Below are 17,499 nucleotides of genomic sequence, written 5' to 3'. Positions count from 1 at the left end.
GTTTCAGCGTTCTATGGCCAGAGCCACACCCTGGCCACCGCCGATGCACAGGGTCGCCAGCCCACGGCGGGCATCGCGGCGCTGCATCTCATGGATCAGGCTGACCAGAATGCGGCAGCCGGAGGCACCAATGGGGTGGCCGAGGGCAATGGCGCCACCGTTGACGTTGACCTTGGCGCTGTCCCAATGCAACTCGCGGCCGACGGCGATGGCCTGGGCGGCGAAGGCTTCGTTGGCCTCGATCAGGTCGAGCTGCTCCAGGCTCCAGCCGGCGCGCTCCAGCGCCTTGCAGCTGGCGAATACCGGACCGATACCCATCACGGCTGGGTCGACTCCGGCACTGGCGTGGGCGGCGATACGGGCCAGCACCGGCAGTTGCAGTTCGGCGGCTTTTTCGGCACTCATCAGCATGACGGCGGCGGCACCATCGTTGAGCGTAGAGGCGTTACCGGCGGTCACCGTGCCGTCGCTCTTGAACGCCGGGCGCAGCTTACCGAGGCTGTCCAGGCTGGTGCCGGCGCGCGGCTGTTCATCCTCAGCGAAACGCAGCGGTGCGGCGCCGCGCTGGGGAATTTCCACAGGGACGATTTCGCCGGCAAAGCGGCCGGACTCGATGGCCGTCTGGGCGCGCTGCTGCGAGCGCAGGGCGAAGGCATCCTGCTCGGCGCGCGTGACGCCGTACTGCTCGGCCAGGTTCTCGGCGGTGATGCCCATGTGGTAGTTGTTGAAAGCGTCCCACAGGCCGTCCTGGATCATGCTGTCGACCAGTTGCGCATGGCCCATGCGCAGGCCACTGCGTGCGCCGGGCATGACGTAGGGCGCCAGACTCATGGTCTCCTGGCCGCCAGCGATGATGATCTCGGCATCGCCACCACGAATGGCCTGGGCACCGAGGATCACCGCCTTGAGACCGGAGCCGCAGACCTTGTTCAGGGTCATGGCTGGCACCGTATGTGGCAGGCCGGCTAGCAGCACGCTCTGCCGGGCCGGGTTCTGCCCGCTGCCTGCGGTGAGCACCTGACCGAATATCACTTCGTCGATCTGTTCGCCCTCGACTGCCGTGCGGGCGAGCAATTCGCGGATCACCGCGGCGCCCAGTTGCGGGGCGGGGATACGGCTCAACGCACCCTGGAAGCTGCCGATGGCAGTACGGCAGGCGGCGACTATCACGACTTCACGCATAAGGACTCCTCGTCGGCTGGGCAGGGCCAGCCGAAGCTCGAATAAAAAAGCGCGCCGCCGAAGCGCCGCGCAACACGCTCAACCTTGTTGGGCCTCCGGCTTGGCGTTGGCGGGGTTCACCCGCCCTACATTTAGAACTGCTCGGCGGCCAGCCCGTACAGCGATGAGCTACCACCCCGAATGCTCGCTTCCAGGCTCAGGGTGCGCGGCAGCAGGCGAGCGAAGAAGAACTCTGCAGTGGCCAGCTTGCCGCCGTAGAAGGCTTGGTCCTCACTGCGCTTGCTCTGCGCCACGGCGGCCATGCGTGCCCACATGTAGGCGTAGGCGACGTAGCCGAACAGGTGCAGGTACTCCACCGAGGCGGCACCGACCGAGTTCGGGTCGGCCTTGGCCTGCTCCAGCAGCCAGCCACTGACCGCCTCCAGGCGTTCCAGCGCTTCGATCAGGCGCTCGCCGAAAGGCGATTCGTTTGCGTGGGCGAAGTCGCGCACTTCGCTGGCGAACAGACGCAGCGCAGCGCCGCCGTTGGCCACTACCTTGCGCCCGAGCAGATCGAGCGCCTGGATGCCGTTGGTGCCCTCGTAGATCTGCGCGATGCGCACGTCACGCACCAGCTGCTCCTGGCCCCACTCGCGAATGTAGCCATGGCCGCCGAACACCTGCTGGCCGTGCACGCAGCTTTCCAGACCGGTGTCGGTGAAAAAGGCCTTGGCCACCGGGGTGAGCAGGGCGACCAGCGCCTCGGCGTTCTGCCGTTCACTGGCGTCCTCGGTGTACTTGGCCAGGTCGAGTTGCTGGCCAACGTAGCAGGCGAAAGCACGGCCACCTTCGTTCAGTGCCTTCATGGTCAGCAGCATGCGGCGCACGTCGGCATGCACGATGATCGGGTCGGCGAGCTTGTCCTGATTGACCGGGCCAGTGGCGGCGCGGCTCTGGATACGTTCGCGGGCATAGGCTACTGCTGACTGGTAGGACGCCTCGGCGCAGCCGATGCCCTGGATGCCGATGGACAGGCGTTCGTAGTTCATCATGGTGAACATCGCCGCCAGGCCCTTGTTGACTTCGCCGATCAGGTAGCCGGTGGCGCCGTCGAAGTTCATCACGCAGGTGGCCGAGGCCTTGATGCCCATCTTGTGCTCGATCGAGCCGCAGCTCACCGCATTGCGCGCGCCGAGGCTGCCATCGGCGTTGACCATTACCTTGGGCACCAGGAACAGCGAGATGCCCTTCGGCCCGGCCGGTGCGTCCGGTAGCTTGGCCAACACCAGATGGATGATGTTCTCGGTCAGATCCTGCTCGCCGCCGGTAATGAAAATTTTGCTGCCGGTGATCCTGTAGCTGCCATCGGCCTGCGGCTCTGCCTTGGTTCTGATGATGCCCAGGTCGGTGCCGGCATGGGCCTCGGTCAGGCACATGGAGCCGGCCCAGCGGCCCTCGTACATCGGCGGCAGATAGGTGGTTTTCAACTCTTCGCTGGCGTGGGCGTCGATGGCCAGGCAGGCGCCGGAACTCAGCGCCGAATACAGCGCGAAGCTGGAGCCGGCGGCGTAGAGCATTTCCTCGAAGGCCACGGCGAGCATCTTGGGCATGCCCATGCCGCCGTAACTCGGGTTGCCGGAGAGGCCGACCCAGCCGCCTTCGGTGTAGGTGGCGTAGGCCTCGCGGAAACCAGCCGGGGTGCGCACGTCGCCGTCGACCCACTGCGCGCCTTCCTCGTCGCCGCTGCGGTTGAGCGGTGCGATCAGGCCGCCGGTGACCTTGGCCGCTTCTTCGAGGATGGCATCGGCGGTGTCGGCGTCGACGGTTTCCGCCAGGGCCGGCAGACGTGCCCACAGGCTCGGCGCCAGGAACACTTCATGGAGGACGAAGCGCATATCGCGCAGCGGGGCGTTGAATTCGGGCATGGTGCAACCTCGACAGCAGTGGCGCCGCGACGAGCGCGGCGCGTGTGGAACGAAAAAACGTTAGCAGGCCGTTGAAAAACGTAGGCGAGGCAGCCAGTGCCAGGCAAAAACAGGCGAAAAAGAGGAGTTTACGAGCTGTAAATGAGCATTTTGAGTCTGTTTTTAACGCAGCAATGGCAACGCAGGTAGTTTTTCAACGGCCTGTCAGTCGGCTTCCGCCGGACTGTGCGGCTTATCCTTGACGCTGGTGAATTTAAGCAGATGGGTACGTTCGACCAGGATGTACAGCGCTGCACCCGCAGCCAGGCCCCAGCCAGCGCCGTAGACGGCGAGCACCACACCCATGGTGCCGGCGATGCCGCGCTCGGTGTTGTTGTTGAGTTGCTCGAAGCCGACCATCAGGCAGATATAGCCGGTGAGGATCAGCGTCAGCGACAGGGCGATCGGCAGCACCGGCTGGAAGAAACTCACCAGCGGCAGCATGAACAGCGCGGCGAAGCCGGTGATCCAGAAGGTGCCGGCGCCGCTGTAGATCGAGTCCATCGCTTTGCGCCCGTACTTGTAGCGCTCGGCCATGGTAGCCGCCACCGCTGTCCACAGCGGACCGGCCAGGCCCGGGTAGGGCGCGAAGAAGGCATGCAGGGCGTTGCGGATGGCGGTCACCAGGTGTACGCGGTCGACGTTGTTTTCGATCACCTCGTCGGTACGCAGTTCATCGGCGCGCTGCATCAGTGACTGGCCGACGATGATGTCGCCGAAGGCGATCACATAGGCGATCACCGCCGTGGGCACGGCCAGCAGGAACACGTCGAGGCCAGGGAAACCGACATTGAATGGCAGGTAGTTCCACATCTCGCCGAAGGCCGGCGCGGTGATGCCCCACTTCACGTCCGGCATCTTGTACTCGCCCACGCCGATACCGATGAAGATGGCGATCAGCATGCCTGGCACCATGCCGTAGTTGACGATCTTGCGGGCGAAGGGCACGCGCTCGGTCAGGCCCTTGAAGGACACCGAGAACATCAGGTACAGGCAGATCAGGCTGCCCAGCACCAGGGAGATCGGCGTGTTGGCCAGGCGGCCGCCGGCGCTGATCTCGCCCATCAGTGCGGCGATGCCGGCACCGATGATGATGCCGCCCTTCATCGAGTTGGGGATCAGCCGCACCAGGGCGCTGCCCAGACGTGTGACGCCGAGCACGAGGAAAATCACGAATACCAGGAACTGCAGGGCGAACAGCGCCTGGATGGCTTGCGGGCCGGGTTCGAAATTGCCGAGAAACAGCAGCACCACCGGGATGCCGGGGGTGATCCAGCCGGGTACGAAAGGCACTCCGAGCAGCGCCGGCAGCATGAAGCCGATGCCGCATACCACCACGTAGGCCAGGGCCACGTCGTAGGGCAGGCCGAGGTATTTCTCCAGCAGTGGGATCATCGCCAGGCTGACCACGAACATGATCAGCGCCTGCAGCATCTCGGCAGTTTCCCAGCGGTAATGCACGAAGGGCAGGCGCACCTTGAACGGGCCCAGAGGCCAGTGCGGTTGTTCGTCGCCGTCACGGCGCTTGAAAATTTGCATGAGGGTTCTCCGTCGGCCGCCTGGGCCGGTTCTTGTTGTTGTGAAAACGGTTCATTCACCCCTCTCCCGCTTGCGGGGCGTAAGCGGATTCAGCGAAGCACCGCTTCGCCCGCTGCAGCGCCCTGAGCTCTGCGAAGGGCTGGGGCGCGGAGCGGGGGCCGGGGGAGAGGGCGCCTCTACAGCGTCTTGGCCATATCGCGCAGGACGAACTTCTGGATCTTACCGGTGCTGGTCTTGGGCAACTGGGTGAAGACCACGGTCTTGGGCACCTTGAAGCTGGCCAGGTGTTCGCGACAGAAGGTCATGATGTCGCTGTCGTTGACCTGCTGGCCGGTCTTCAGGGTGATGAAGGCGCAGGGCGTCTCGCCCCATTTCTCGTCCGGACGGGCGACCACAGCCGCCTCCAGCACCGCCGGGTGGCGATAGAGCACGCCCTCGACCTCGATGGTGGAAATGTTCTCGCCGCCGGAGATGATGATGTCCTTGAGCCGGTCGCGGATTTCCACGTAGCCGTCGGCGTGGCACACGCCCAGGTCGCCGGTGTGGAACCAGCCACCCTCGAAGGCCTCGGCGGTGGCGCTGGGGTTCTTCAGGTAACCCTTCATCACGGTGTTGCCGCGCATGAAGATCTCGCCGATGGTCTGGCCATCACGCGGCACCGGTTCCAGGGTTTTCGGGTCGGCGACCATCACCCCTTCCAGAGTCGGGTAACGCACGCCCTGGCGCGCCTTGATGGTGGCGCGCTCTTCCAGCGGCAGTTCGTCCCATTCCGCGTGCCAGGCGCACAGGGTCACCGGGCCATAGACCTCGGTGAGGCCGTAGACGTGGGTCACGGCGATGCCCATTTCCTCCACCGCACCGATCACCTTCGCGGGTGGCGCAGCGCCGGCGACCATGGCCTTGACCGGATGATCGATGGCCGCCTTGGCCTCGTCCGGCATGTTCACCAGGGCATTGAGCACGATGGGCGCGCCGCACAGGTGGGAGACCTGCTCGTCGCGGATCAGGGTGAGGATCTTCGCCGGGTCGACGCGGCGCAGGAACACGTGCACGCCCGCCAGGGCGGTGATCGTCCAGGGGTAGCACCAGCCGTTGCAGTGGAACATCGGCAGGGTCCACAGGTAGACCGGATGGTTGCCCATGTTCCAGGTCATCTGGTTGCCCATGGCGTTGAGGAAGGCACCGCGGTGGTGATAGACCACGCCCTTGGGGTTGCCGGTGGTGCCGGAGGTGTAGTTGAGGCTGATCGCCTGCCACTCGTCCGTCGGCCACTGCCAGGCGAACTCGGGGTCGCCCTCGGCGAGGAAGGCCTCGTAGTCCAGGTCGCTGACCGCCTGGCCTTCGCCGTACTCGGGGTCGTCGACATCGATCACCAGCGGCGGATGGTCGAGCATGCCGATGGCGGCGTGCACCACGTCGAAGAACTCGCGGTCGGCGATCACCACCTTGGCTTCGCCATGCTGCAGCATGAAGGCGATGGCTTCGGCGTCCAGGCGTACGTTGAGGGTGTTGAGCACCGCGCCGATCATCGGCACGCCGAAATGCGCTTCGAGCATCGCCGGAATGTTCGGCAGCATCACTGCCACCGTATCGCCCTGGCCAATGCCGCGCCCGGCCAGCGCCGAGGCCAGGCGCCGGCAGCGTGCGTAGGTTTCGGCCCAGTCGCGACGAATCGAGCCATGCACCACCGCTGGGTAGTGCGGGTACACCGCCGCCGTGCGTTCGATGAAGCTCAGGGGGCTGAGGGCGACATGGTTGACGGCGGCGCGGCCGAGGCCCTGCTCGTAGATCGACATGGCGGATACACCTTTGGCTGATTGTTAGCTCTGGTTATTCCGGTAATGATGCAGGCATTACCGAAGTTTGCTGGCGGTAATTTATAGGTCATTTCTAATAAATATGGAAGTTGTACCAAGGTTTTATAGAATAATTACTATATGAGTTTTTCCAGTGATCAGGCGGCAGTGCCGCTACAGGCCTGGCTACGTATCCAGCGCGAAGCCCCATCCCTCAACGAGCGGGCGGCGGCTTTGCGCCGTGCCGTGCTGGGCTGCCCACAGGTACGCCAGGCCTGGTACCTGACCTGGCAGCCGGCCAGCCGTACCTATGCCCAGGACGATGGCGGGCCACGCTTGCCGCCGGGGCAGGGCGATCCTCTGGCCGCCAGCGATCAGGCTTTGTTCGAGGCGTTGACTACACAGCCCTGCCTGAGCCTGGAAGCAGTGCGTCAACTGCCCTGCTGGCTGGCCGGGCGACTGCGCCGCGCCGCGATTCACCACGGTCAGGCGTTGGCGCTGAGCCTGGAGCCGGGCGGTGCTGGTCTGCTGTTGCTCCAGGTCGACGAGAACGCCGGCCTGGAATGGCTACCCTGGCTGCGCGAGCTGCTAGCGCAACTGGTCGCGCTGGCTGGTGGCATGGCTCGCAGTGCGCCGCTGTTGTCGGCCGATCCGCAGCCGGCTTTGCTGCTCGATGAACAGGCGCGGGCGCTGGAGTTCAACCAGGCGCTGCAGGGGCTGCTCGGCGAACGCGCGCTGGCGCAGGTGGGCGAGCTGCTGCCGGTCAACCATCTGCCGCTGGTACGCGCCTGCCTGGAGCAGGGCCGCGCCATCGAGGCGGTGGAGGCGCAAGACGGCGAACGCATCCTGATCTGGAGTTTCATCCCCGACCTTGCTGAGCGCCTTGTGCTGGCGCGCTGTCGCGAGGCGACCCAGGAAATTCGCGAGCAGCGCGAAGCTGCTCGGGCGCGACGCTTGTACCGTCTGATCACCGAAAACACCACGGACCTGATTTCCCGCCACACCCCGGACGGGGTCTTCCTCGACGCCTCGCCGGCCAGCTGGACGCTGCTCGGCTACTGGCCGGAGGAGTTGCGTGGGCGCAGCGTCGACAGCCTGTTGCACCCTCTGGATCAGGCCCAGCAGGCGCGGCAGGCCCGTGAGGCGCTGGAGCAGGATGGCTACCACACCATGACCTATCGCATTCGCCACCGCGATGGTCACTACCTGTGGTTCGAGACCGCCAGCCGCGCCATTCGCGAGACCTACACCGGCGCGGTGGTGGAAGTGGTCAGCGTCTCGCGCGACATTACCGCGCGCATCCATGCAGAGGAGAACAAGCGCCGCCTGGAGGACGAGCTGGCCCATACCACGCGGCTGATCACCCTGGGCGAGCTTGCCTCCGGCATCGCCCATGAGATCAACCAGCCGTTGGCGGCGGTGGTCAACTACGCCAGCGCCAGCCAGCGCTATCTGCAAGGCGTCGGTGGCGATCCGGTGGGTGTGGACAAGGTGGCCCAGGGGCTGGCGCGTATCACCGAGCATGCCAATCACGCCTCGGTGGTGATCAAGCGTCTGCGTGCTTTCCTGCGCAAGGGGCAGCGGCGCATGCAGGCATTGAACCTGGCCGAGGTGGCACGCGAGGCCGTGCGCCTGTGCAACTGGGAGGCGGGTGCGGCTCAGGTGGCGGTCAGCGACGTCTTGCCGGACAATCTGCCGCCGGTATTCGCCGACCGTGTGTTGCTCGAACAGGTGCTGCTGAACCTGCTGCGCAACGCTATCGAGGCGAACCGTGATCAGCATCCGGGCAGTGCGTCGCAGATACGCCTGGAGGCCGGCGAGGGCGGTGGCAGCCTGGCGATCCGGGTGATTGACCAGGGGCCGGGCGTCAGCGACGAGCAGATGGGCAAACTGTTCACCCCGTTCTACACCAGCAAGGCCGATGGCCTGGGGCTTGGTCTGTCCATGAGCCGCAGCATCATCGAAGGCTTTGGTGGCGCATTGGAGGCGTTTCCGGCCGAAGGTGGCGGTTTGTGCCTGGAGTGCCGTTTGCCGCTGGGCAGAGATGACGATTCGTTGTCGAGTTGTCGCGGCTGAAGCCCCTCCCACGGAGCATGCAAGCTGTGGAAGGGGCTTTCGGCTCGGGCATCCTGCATCCATGCAGTCGTAGCCGCGAGCGATGAGACGCATAACAACAAGAGGAGCTGCACGCAGATGCAACAACTGGTTTATGTGGTCGATGACGACCAGGGCATGCTCGACTCGACGCTCTGGCTGCTGGAGTCGGTGGGCCTGAAAGGCGTGCCGTTCACCAGTGGTCGCGCCTTTCTCGAGGCCTGCGATGCGACCGCCAATGCCTGCGTACTGCTCGATGTGCGCATGCCGGGAATGGGCGGGCTGAACGTGCAGGAAGAGATGCGCGCGCGCGCTATCGACCTGCCGATAATCTTCGTCAGCGGTCATGCCGACGTGCCCATCGTGGTACGTGCATTCAAGGCCGGCGCGGTGGACTTCATCGAGAAGCCCTACAACGAGCAACTGCTGCTCGACAGCGTGCAGCAGGCGCTGGAGCGTCGTGCGCCTGCAGCCAGGCAGGATCCGCGTTTGGCCGACGTACAGGCACGGCTCGATCAACTCACCCCACGCGAGCGTGACGTGCTGTTGCCATTGGTGCGCGGCCACACCAACCGTGAGGTCGCCGAGCAGCTCGATATCAGCGTGAAGACCGTCGATCTCTATCGCTCACGGGTGATGAAGCGCATGCAGGCCGAGAGCCTGCCGGAACTGGTGGGGATGGTCATTGCCGCGGGTCTTGTCGACCCGCTGGCGTTCCGCTCCGGCGCGTAAGCGCTACGTCACGCCCGTAGGGTGCGCCACGGGCACCGGGGCTGCCTGATGTACTGGGAGCGCCGTTTATCGTCTCGGTGCGCATGGCGCACCTTAAATTGGTTCCGGCGAAGGGCGATCAGTCGGCCCAACCGCGATAGACGTGAGTCATCGGCCTTGGGCCTTTGAGGTAGCCGGTTTCCAACTGACGAACATGAAAGCCGCCGGCAGCAATCAGTGCGGGTATGTCGCGGTCCAGGTGGCAGCCGCCAGCCAGCGGTTTCCATAGCGGGGTGAGGCGACGTTGCCAACGTACCACCGGTAAGTCGGGCGCCAGACCGTGTTCGCAGAACAGCAGGCGTCCGCCGGGTTTGAGCACGCGGCGCATCTCATGCAGGGCGGCGACTGCATCGGGGATGGTGCACAGGGTGAAGGTGCAGACAATGTCGTCGAAGCTGGCGTCCTCGGCCTGAATCTGGCCCAGCTCCAGGGCGATCATTTCCACCGGCACCGGCACCTGGCAGCGTGAGGCGCGTTCGCGGGCCAGGCGCTGCATGGCGGCGGACGGGTCGACGCCAACGACCACCGCGACCCGCTGTGGATCATAGAAGCTCAGGTTGAGGCCGCTGCCGATGCCGATCTCCAGCACGCGGCCCTTGGCCAGCGGCACGATCTGCGAACGGGCTTTCATGACCGCGCCCATGCCGCAGGCGAAATCGATCAGATGTGGCAGGACGTGGCGGTCATAGAGACCCATGGTTCAGGCTTCGTCTGCCGCTTCGTCGTCATCGTTGTCGCCACGGTAGGCGGCGAAGCACTTGAGCGTGTGGCTGGCATCGTTACCCTCGATCAGCCAGTTGTCGTCCGCTTCGCTGTGGCGTGCGGCCTGCACCGCAGCCAGGGAAAACTTCCACAGACGCCGTTCGCGGCCATCGATGCAGTGCACCTGCAACAGCGGTTTGGCAGCGCTGTCGCTGCCAGCCGTGCCGGCGCTGATCTGCGCCAGCAGTTCGGTGTCGAGGTCGAACTGCCAGGCATACAGGCCGTCGATCTCGAGCATTTCGGCGTCTTGCAGGGCCTCGATCAGGCTTGTCGGTTTCATCGCATCATCCACGGCATCAGCGCCCCAGGCGGCGCAGGTCGGCAGACTCTATCACGCGCACACCGTCTTCCTCCTCCAGCGCCAGACGCCACAGGGCACGGGCCAGGGCGCAGGCGTCGATGCCACGGTACTTGCCCGGCAACCAGCGCAGCAGCGGCGCTGCCAGGCGCTCGCCGAGACGAAACTCATGGCGCGCACCGAGCAGCAGCGATGGGCGGGCGATGGTCAGTTGCGGCCAGTCCATGGCTTTCAACGCTTCCTCGGTCTCACCCTTGACGCGGTTGTAGAACACCGACGCGTTGGGGTTGGCGCCCAGGGCGCTGATCACCACCAAGTGTCGTGCGCCGAGCTCGCGAGCACGGCGGGCGAAGGCCAGTACCAGGTCATGGTCGACAGCGCGGAAGGCTTCTTGCGAGCCGGCCTGTTTGATGGTGCTGCCCAGGCAGCAGAAGGCGGTGTCGACCTGGCCAGATAGCTGCGGCAGCAGGGTCTGCAGGTCGCCTACCGGGTTTTCCAGATGTGGGTGTGCGGCCAGGGGGCGGCGGGTAGGTGCCAGCACGCGGGCGACCGTCGGCTCGCTGAGCAGGCGGTCGAGCAGGTGTTCACCGGTAAGCCCGGTGGCGCCGGCGATAAGGATGTGCTGTGGGGTCAGGTACATTCGGTTGTCTCTTGTCCGTTACAGGTGAGCTTAGTCCTTTGCCGGACCGCTGGCCACGGCACCGAGCGCACGCTCGGCCTGGCTTTGGCGCAGTTCGCGCCAGTGCTGGAGTACGCCACGAGGCGCCCAGATCTGCGGTTCGGAAGGTTCGAAGCCGTCGCTCTGCTCACGCTCGGCGACACGTTCCTTGGCCAGTTCGAAGGCCCGTTCGAGGTTGTCGGTTTCGCCCAGTGCCTCGGCGAACAGGGCGCGGCCGAAATAGGTGAAGTCGTTTTCCTCGCTGCAGCCGAAGGACACCCTGTCGGCGCGTGCGGCGGTCATCACCAGGGTCTTTTCGTCTTTCAGCGGCGGGATGAAACCACCGGAATAGCAGGCGGAGATCACCACCACCTTGTTGCGCTGCTTGAGCGGTGCGAGCAGGGCGGCCAGCTCGCTGGCTGGCAGGTCTGCCAGCTGCAGGCGCGGCTGGTCGAGGTTCAGTTCATGGCGGCGCGAGCCGTGGCTGGTCAGGTAGATGAAGATCAGATCTTCCTCGCCGCTGCGTTCAGCCAGAGCCTGGACGGCGCGAGTGAGGTTCTCGCGGGTGGCCAGCGGGCGGTCGGCGAGATGGTCGCGATGGTTGACCAGGCTGATGCCGCCATAGGCACCGAAGCGCTCGCGCATCAGCCGGCTGACGTAGTCGGCCTCGCGCATGAACACACTTTGCTTGCCGTCGCCGGCCAAGGTCAGCGCATACAGCTCGCGTGCCGGTGTCGAGGCAGGGATGGCGGCGATGGCTTGGTCGAGCAGGTGCCCTTGTTGCAGTAGGCCCAGCTCGAGGCTGTCCGGCAGGAGCTGGCCATTTTCGTCGCGTACCAGGCGGCCGCTTTGCCAGGTGCCGGCCTGGCGGCTGCCATCGGCCAGGGTCAGGGTGCCCGCACCACTGTATTCGCCGCCCGAGAAATGCCCTCGGTAGGCACTGCCGTCGGGGAGGGTGAGCAGGCCTTCGCCTTCGTACTGCCAGTCGGCGAACTCGCCGAGGTAGCGAGTACCGTCGCCATCGGTGTACTCGCCGGGGCCCTGCAGCACGCCTTCCACGAACTCGCCGGCCCAGAGCTCGCCGCCGGCACTCTGGTAGCGGCCCTTGCCGTGAAATTCGTCGTTTTTGAAGCCGCCGCTGTAGTTGTCGCCCTCGGCATTGCGATAGCTGCCCTGGCCGCTGAGCAGCCCTTCGGCGAACACGCCGCTGTACTGGTTGCCATAGGCGTCGCTGCGCACGCCCTGGCCTTGCAGTTGACCGTCGACGAACTGGCCCTGGAAGCTGCTGCCATCGGCCATCTCCAGTTTGCCCAGGCCATGGAAGCGGTCGTTGATAAATTCGCCCTGGTAGCGCTGGCCGCCCTGTTCGAGCAGGCCTTCGCCACTGAAACGGTTGCGCTCGAAGCCGCCCTGGTAGCGGCTGCCGTCACTGTAGGTCAGAGTGCCCTGGCCATGGAACATGCCTTCGTGGAACTCGCCCAGGTAGTGCTCGCCACCGGGCCCCTGCCACTCGCCGCTGCCTTCGAGCATGCCGTCCTTGAACTGGCCGACGAACCAGCTGCCATTGCGGTAGTCCAGGCGCCCTGGGCCCTGCAACAGGCCGTCGACGATCTCGCCACGGTACTGGCCGCCATCGGGGAGGGTGGCATTGGCCGGCAGCAGCGGGCGCGCTTCATCGCAACCGGCGATCAGCAGGGACAGGCACAGCGGCAGCAAACGCAAGGCAAGGGGATTCATGACGGACGTCCAGGTCGGTGCTTTGCACGCAGTATGCCGCAAGCCCGCAGGCTTGCGCTGCATAGCCGCACTCGTTGCGGATGCGAGAGCACTCCTGCTTCGGCGTATGGTGCGGGAAGCAGGAGCGGCTGGAGATACCCGCGAAGGGTCAGACGAAGCAGAGGGTCAGCGGTTCGGCGATATAGGCCGGTTTCTCCTGGCCTTCGATCTCCAGCACGGCGCGTGCCTTGAGCAGCCACTGGCCGGGGTTCTTCTCGGTGGCGTCGGTCAGCGTCACCACTAGGCGTACCTTGGAGTTGACCTTGACCGGTTGGATGAAACGCACGCTGTCGAGGCCGTAGTTCACCGCCATCTTCAGGCCCTGCGGCATGATCATGATCTTTTCCATCAGCATCGGCACCAGCGACAGTGACAGGAAACCGTGGGCGATGGTGGTACCGAAGGGCGTCAGCTTGGCCTTTTCCGGGTCGACGTGGATGAACTGGTGGTCGCCGGTGCACTCGGCGAACTGGTTGATGCGCTCCTGGTCGATGCTCAGCCACTCGGACTTGCCGAGTTCCTTGCCAACATAGTCCTTGAGCTCTGCTACGGGTACTAACGGCATAGTTCCTCCTTGAGGACGCGGGTGTTTTTCTTGTGTGCGTGAAACCGTTGCGGCCTAGATCATCATGGGGGCGACAGCGGGTCAAGCCTGCCTTGGCGTAATGAATGACGCGGCATAGGCCAATCCGACGAAGCAATACAGGGGCCAGCGAGGGGGCATCGCGCCTATAATGGCCGACATGCCTCAACAGATGCCCGGAATCCCCTCTTATGAGCGGCGATCACGGTCATCGCTCGCTTTTTGGAGACCTCAAACATGCTGCTTCGCGGCCTCTCCTGGCTGGTGCTGTGCCAGTTGCTGGGTACCGTTCTCAACGTGCTGCTGCTACCGATGCTGCCTGGTCCGATCATCGGCATGCTGCTGCTGTTCGTCTTTCTCATGCTGCGTGGTGAGGTGGGCGAGCCGCTGAGCGTCGCCTCCAGCAGCCTGCTCAAGTACCTGCCGCTGATTCTGGTGCCGCCCGCCGTGGGCGTAATGGCCTATGCCGGCGACATCGCTGCTGACTTCTGGGCCGTGGTCGGTGCATTGCTGCTGTCGTTGCTGATCTCGCTGGCCTTCGCCGGCTGGCTGATGCAGAAACTGATCGAGCGCCAGCAGCGCCGGGAGGACGTATGACGCCCGATTGGCAGGGCGCCTGGCAGGCGCTGACCCATCATCCGCTGTTCGGCATCGGCATTACCCTGGGCGCTTATCAGTTGGCCATGGCCGCTTACGAGCGCACTCGTTGGGTGTTCCTGCAGCCGGTACTGGTATCGATGCTCACGGTGATCGGCATCCTGCTGCTCTGCGGCCTGGGCTTCGCCGAGTACCGCAACAGCGTTGCGGCACTGACTCTGCTGCTCGGCCCAGCCACCGTGGCCCTGGCTGTGCCGCTGTATCTCAACCTGCGGCGGATTCGCCAGCTGTTCTGGCCGATCATCTTGACCTTGCTGGTTGCCGGCACCTTCGCCACCGTGCTCGGCGCGGGGCTGGCCTGGTTGTTCGGTGCCGAGCACATCATGCTGATGAGCATGGCGCCCAAGTCGGTGACCTCGCCGATCGCCATGCTTGTGGCCGATCAGATCGGCGGTATCGCGGCGCTGGCGGCGGTGTTCGTGATGATCACCGGAGTCATCGGCGCTATCGTCGGGCCGTCCATCCTGCGGCTGTGCCGGGTTCATCATCCGGCAGCGCAAGGCATGGCGCTGGGCATCACCGCGCATGCCGTGGGCACGGCGCGTGCCCTGCAGGAGAGTGACGAGTGCGGCGCCTTCGCGGCCTTGGCGATGAGCCTGATGGGGGTGATCACCGCCGTGTTGTTGCCTCTGGCGATTGCCCTGTTGCGGTGAGAGCCTGCCCGACGATCTCTGATGACCTGGCACATTGCATTGATTGATAGCAGGCCCTGAAACCATGAATCTCCCGCTGTTTCCGCTCAACACCGTACTGTTCCCCGGCTGCGTGCTCGACTTGCAGATATTCGAAGCGCGCTACTTGGACATGATCAGCCGCTGCATGAAGCAGGGCAGTGGTTTCGGGGTGGTGTGCATCGTCGAGGGCGAGGAAGTGGGCGAGGCTGCCAGCCATTTTGCGGCCATTGGCTGCGAGGCGCTGGTACGTGACTTCCAGCAGCGCCCCAACGGCTTGCTGGGGATTCGCGTGGAGGGTGGCCGTCGCTTCAAGGTGGAGCGTGCCCGGGTGCTGCCGGACCAGCTGACCATCGCCGATGTGCAGTGGCTGGAAGACCATGAAGAGCGCCCATTGCTCGGCGAGCATGCCGATCTGGCGGCGCTGCTCTCGGCCTTGGCCCAGCATCCCTTGGTCGAGGGACTGGGCATGGCCGGGTTGCCCAATGGCCAACTGCAGTTGGCCAATCAGCTCGCCTATCTGCTGCCGCTGGAGCCGGGGCAGAAGCTGCAGTTGCTGCAGCTGGATGATCCCGAGCAGCGTCTGAGCCAGTTGCAGGCCATGGTGGAACAGCTACAGGGCGACGCCTCCTAGGGTGCGCCGTGCGCACAGAAATGCCTGGGCGACCCCAAGGCGCTCCAGGCTTCAATAGCTGTAGCGCAGTAGTGTCGCTGACAGTTCCCAGGTAACCATGGCGCCAAACAGCGCAACGCAGGCCGGGATCACCAGCCACCACACCTGCGCCGGCAATGGCTGCATCGGTGCCGCGCGCTGGATCAGGGCCAGGCTGAGCGCACAACTGGTCGCCGCCACCAATGCTCCGGCGATGATGTCGCTGGGCCAATGCACCCCCAGGTACACCCGCGACAAGGCGATGGCCAGAGCCGGCAGGCTCGCCACCAGCAGCCAGGTCAGGCGTGTGCGTGCCGAGCTGCCGCGACCGGCCAGCACGCCCAATGCCAGAAAGAAGGCGAACGCTGCAGAGCTGTGTCCGCTCGGCAGGCTGTAGCTTTCCAGCGGCTGCAGCAAGACATCCGGGCGTGAACGCGCCAGCAGATTCTTCAGCACCGTGGTGGCGATGGAGGCGAGCAACAGGCCGCCGCCGACGAACAGTCCGGCCTGCCAGCGGCGCACGGCGAACAGCAGCGCCACCAGTAGAACGCCTGCCGCGAACTGGATATGGAAGTCACCGAAGCGCGTGATGAACACGGCGATGGGATCGAAGGCGGCGCTGCGCTCGTCCTGCACCAGTGTCATCAGGCCCTGGTCGAGGCTGTCCAGGTGAGGGAAGCCGATCAGCATGGCGGCCAGGGCGACCGCACCGAGCAGCGCGGCCAGGCTGGCGGCCCAGCGCCTTTCACGCAGGCTGGCCTGCATGATCAGCAGCAACATCGCCGCCAGTGTCGCGCTGACGATTCCGGCTGCGCCCCAGAAACCTTCCGGTAGTGGCAGGCGCAAGGCGGCACCGGTGGCCCAGCCGGGCAGCATATAGGCCACTGCCCAGCCAGCGGCAGCCAGCAGGCTGACCAGAGCGAAGCGCACGGCCGGCATGTCCAGCATGCCGGCCACCAAGGGCAGCATCGGCCGTAGCGGGCCGATGTAGCGGCCGACCAGCAGGCTGATCACGCCGTAGCGCTGGAAGTAATTCTCGGCGCTGGTCAGCCACTCCGGATGGTCACGCAGCACCGGCAGGCGCCGGATGCCCTGGTGGAATCGGCGACCCAGCCCGTAGGAGATCGCGTCGCCGAGCAGCCCGCCGGTATAGGCGAGCAGCAACGTTTGCCACAACTCCAGGGCGCCGTTGCCGGCCAGCACGGCGAGGGTGAACAGCAGTACGGTGCCAGGGATGATGATGCCGGCCACTGCCAGGCACTCCAGGCAGGCGACCAGAAAAATGGCCAATGCCAGCCAGTGCGGGCTGCCTTGCAGCCAGGTAGTCATGCTGTCGAACCATTGCATCATGGTTGGGTTTGCTCCAGCGCATGCAGTTGATAGTCGTGTCCTTCGACCTGTCCACGGCGCAAAGGGTTGCGCGTGCAGTGGCGGGCATAGCGGGCGTCGACGAAGCGGTACGGCAGGTGCTCGTCACGGCCCTTGGGAATGCCCAGCCGCGCACACTGGATAATCGATTGCGGTCGTTCGCCGACATCCTCGACGAACAGCCGTTGCAGGTCGAAGCGGCGTGCATCCCAGTCCGGTACTTTCAGGGCGAGCGCCTTGCACAGCAGGGTCTGCCCGGCGCACAGGCGTTCAGGGGCGCGCGGCTGGCCCTGGCTGTCGGGGTTGTTGCGTTGCATCGCGGCCAGGGCATTGGCGCCGCTGACGGCATCGAGCCACGGATGCGCAGACTTGATCAGCACCGCGTTGCCCGGCCCCTGGGCGCTGAAGTTCAGCGAGTCGCCGCCGCGCGCGTAATACATATAGATGTGCCCGCCGTCGGCGAACAGCGCCTTGCGCTTGTCGGTGTAGCCGAGCGACGCATGGCTGCCCTTGTCGACCAGGTAATAGGCCTCGGTCTCGATGATCCGCGCACTCAGCCACAGCGTGCCGACACGATGGCGGATCACCTTGCCGAGCAGCTCGCGAGCGACCAGTTGCGCGTCGCGGTCGAAGAAGGTATCGGGCAGCGGCCTGGCGCCGGGCCAGGGCAAACTAAGGGTGGGTTCGGCGGGCATGATCTGTTGAATGGGCTCGCAGCGTTCTAATCTGGGCCGCGAGCATAAAACAAG

Annotated in this window: 16 protein-coding genes; 5 read left to right on the top strand and 11 right to left on the bottom strand. The window is 65.1% G+C overall.

Annotation, left to right across the window (positions count from 1 at the left end; all coding sequences use genetic code 11):
• Window positions 1–3 precede the first annotated feature (3 nt).
• The 4 genes from BM059_RS22865 to BM059_RS22850 all read right to left on the bottom strand — a co-directional run bounded on the left by BM059_RS22865 (window position 4) and on the right by BM059_RS22850 (window position 6,460).
• Window positions 4–1,182 (bottom strand): acetyl-CoA C-acetyltransferase, encoded by a 1,179-nt coding sequence (locus BM059_RS22865; RefSeq protein ID WP_074941473.1) that lies wholly within the window; start codon window positions 1,180–1,182, stop codon window positions 4–6.
• 131 nt (window positions 1,183–1,313) lie between these two features.
• Window positions 1,314–3,086 carry an acyl-CoA dehydrogenase C-terminal domain-containing protein gene (locus tag BM059_RS22860; RefSeq protein ID WP_074941472.1) on the bottom strand — a complete coding sequence of 591 codons (1,773 nt, stop codon included), beginning with the start codon at window positions 3,084–3,086 and terminating at the stop codon, window positions 1,314–1,316.
• Between the two features lie 204 nt (window positions 3,087–3,290).
• Entirely contained in the window at window positions 3,291–4,664 is a 1,374-nt protein-coding gene (locus BM059_RS22855; RefSeq protein ID WP_074941471.1) for a solute carrier family 23 protein, read from the bottom strand.
• A gap of 176 nt (window positions 4,665–4,840) precedes the next feature.
• The gene (locus BM059_RS22850) at window positions 4,841–6,460 is read right to left on the bottom strand and encodes an acyl-CoA synthetase (RefSeq protein WP_074941470.1); all 1,620 of its coding nucleotides are present in this window, start codon (window positions 6,458–6,460) and stop codon (window positions 4,841–4,843) included.
• A gap of 141 nt (window positions 6,461–6,601) precedes the next feature.
• Between BM059_RS22850 and BM059_RS22845 the strand changes: the two genes are divergently transcribed.
• Together BM059_RS22845 and BM059_RS22840 are read left to right on the top strand one after the other, a co-directional pair.
• The gene (locus BM059_RS22845; protein ID WP_083413317.1) at window positions 6,602–8,536 is read left to right on the top strand and encodes a PAS domain-containing sensor histidine kinase; all 1,935 of its coding nucleotides are present in this window, start codon (window positions 6,602–6,604) and stop codon (window positions 8,534–8,536) included.
• A gap of 117 nt (window positions 8,537–8,653) precedes the next feature.
• Window positions 8,654–9,286, top strand: coding sequence for a response regulator transcription factor (locus tag BM059_RS22840; RefSeq protein ID WP_074941469.1), 633 nt, complete (start codon window positions 8,654–8,656; stop codon window positions 9,284–9,286).
• 118 nt (window positions 9,287–9,404) lie between these two features.
• Here the strand turns inward: BM059_RS22840 and BM059_RS22835 are convergent, their stop codons facing one another.
• The 5 genes from BM059_RS22835 to BM059_RS22815 all read right to left on the bottom strand — a co-directional run bounded on the left by BM059_RS22835 (window position 9,405) and on the right by BM059_RS22815 (window position 13,384).
• Window positions 9,405–10,022, bottom strand: coding sequence for a class I SAM-dependent methyltransferase (locus BM059_RS22835; RefSeq protein ID WP_074941468.1), 618 nt, complete (start codon window positions 10,020–10,022; stop codon window positions 9,405–9,407).
• A 3-nt stretch (window positions 10,023–10,025) separates the two neighbouring features.
• Window positions 10,026–10,367 (bottom strand): DUF5629 family protein, encoded by a 342-nt coding sequence (locus BM059_RS22830; protein WP_074941467.1) that lies wholly within the window; start codon window positions 10,365–10,367, stop codon window positions 10,026–10,028.
• 16 nt (window positions 10,368–10,383) lie between these two features.
• Entirely contained in the window at window positions 10,384–11,025 is a 642-nt protein-coding gene (locus BM059_RS22825; protein ID WP_074941466.1) for an oxidoreductase, read from the bottom strand.
• A gap of 30 nt (window positions 11,026–11,055) precedes the next feature.
• Entirely contained in the window at window positions 11,056–12,780 is a 1,725-nt protein-coding gene (locus BM059_RS22820; protein ID WP_074941465.1) for a C13 family peptidase, read from the bottom strand.
• 148 nt (window positions 12,781–12,928) lie between these two features.
• Complete coding sequence (locus tag BM059_RS22815) at window positions 12,929–13,384, bottom strand: MaoC family dehydratase (protein ID WP_036998283.1); 456 nt, start codon at window positions 13,382–13,384, stop codon at window positions 12,929–12,931.
• A 255-nt stretch (window positions 13,385–13,639) separates the two neighbouring features.
• Between BM059_RS22815 and BM059_RS22810 the strand changes: the two genes are divergently transcribed.
• The 3 genes from BM059_RS22810 (at window position 13,640) to BM059_RS22800 (ending at window position 15,364) form a co-directional block, all read left to right on the top strand.
• Window positions 13,640–13,999, top strand: a complete 360-nt coding sequence (locus BM059_RS22810; RefSeq protein ID WP_036998282.1) for a CidA/LrgA family protein — start codon at window positions 13,640–13,642, stop codon at window positions 13,997–13,999.
• Window positions 13,996–14,712, top strand: a complete 717-nt coding sequence (locus BM059_RS22805) for an LrgB family protein (protein WP_074941464.1) — start codon at window positions 13,996–13,998, stop codon at window positions 14,710–14,712. Before BM059_RS22810 ends, BM059_RS22805 begins: the two co-directional genes overlap by 4 nt.
• Window positions 14,713–14,776: 64 nt before the next feature.
• Window positions 14,777–15,364, top strand: a complete 588-nt coding sequence (locus BM059_RS22800; RefSeq protein ID WP_074941463.1) for an LON peptidase substrate-binding domain-containing protein — start codon at window positions 14,777–14,779, stop codon at window positions 15,362–15,364.
• A gap of 51 nt (window positions 15,365–15,415) precedes the next feature.
• Here the strand turns inward: BM059_RS22800 and BM059_RS22795 are convergent, their stop codons facing one another.
• Together BM059_RS22795 and BM059_RS22790 are read right to left on the bottom strand one after the other, a co-directional pair.
• Window positions 15,416–16,732, bottom strand: coding sequence for a bifunctional DedA family/phosphatase PAP2 family protein (locus BM059_RS22795; RefSeq protein ID WP_036998279.1), 1,317 nt, complete (start codon window positions 16,730–16,732; stop codon window positions 15,416–15,418).
• Complete coding sequence (locus BM059_RS22790) at window positions 16,729–17,445, bottom strand: DNA-3-methyladenine glycosylase (RefSeq protein ID WP_074941462.1); 717 nt, start codon at window positions 17,443–17,445, stop codon at window positions 16,729–16,731. Before BM059_RS22790 ends, BM059_RS22795 begins: the two co-directional genes overlap by 4 nt.
• Window positions 17,446–17,499 lie beyond the last annotated feature (54 nt).

Source organism: Ectopseudomonas composti, from assembly GCF_900115475.1.
In the GTDB taxonomy this organism is placed as follows: Bacteria; Pseudomonadota; Gammaproteobacteria; order Pseudomonadales; family Pseudomonadaceae; genus Aquipseudomonas; species Aquipseudomonas composti.
This window is presented reverse-complemented; position numbering and strand designations above follow the sequence as displayed.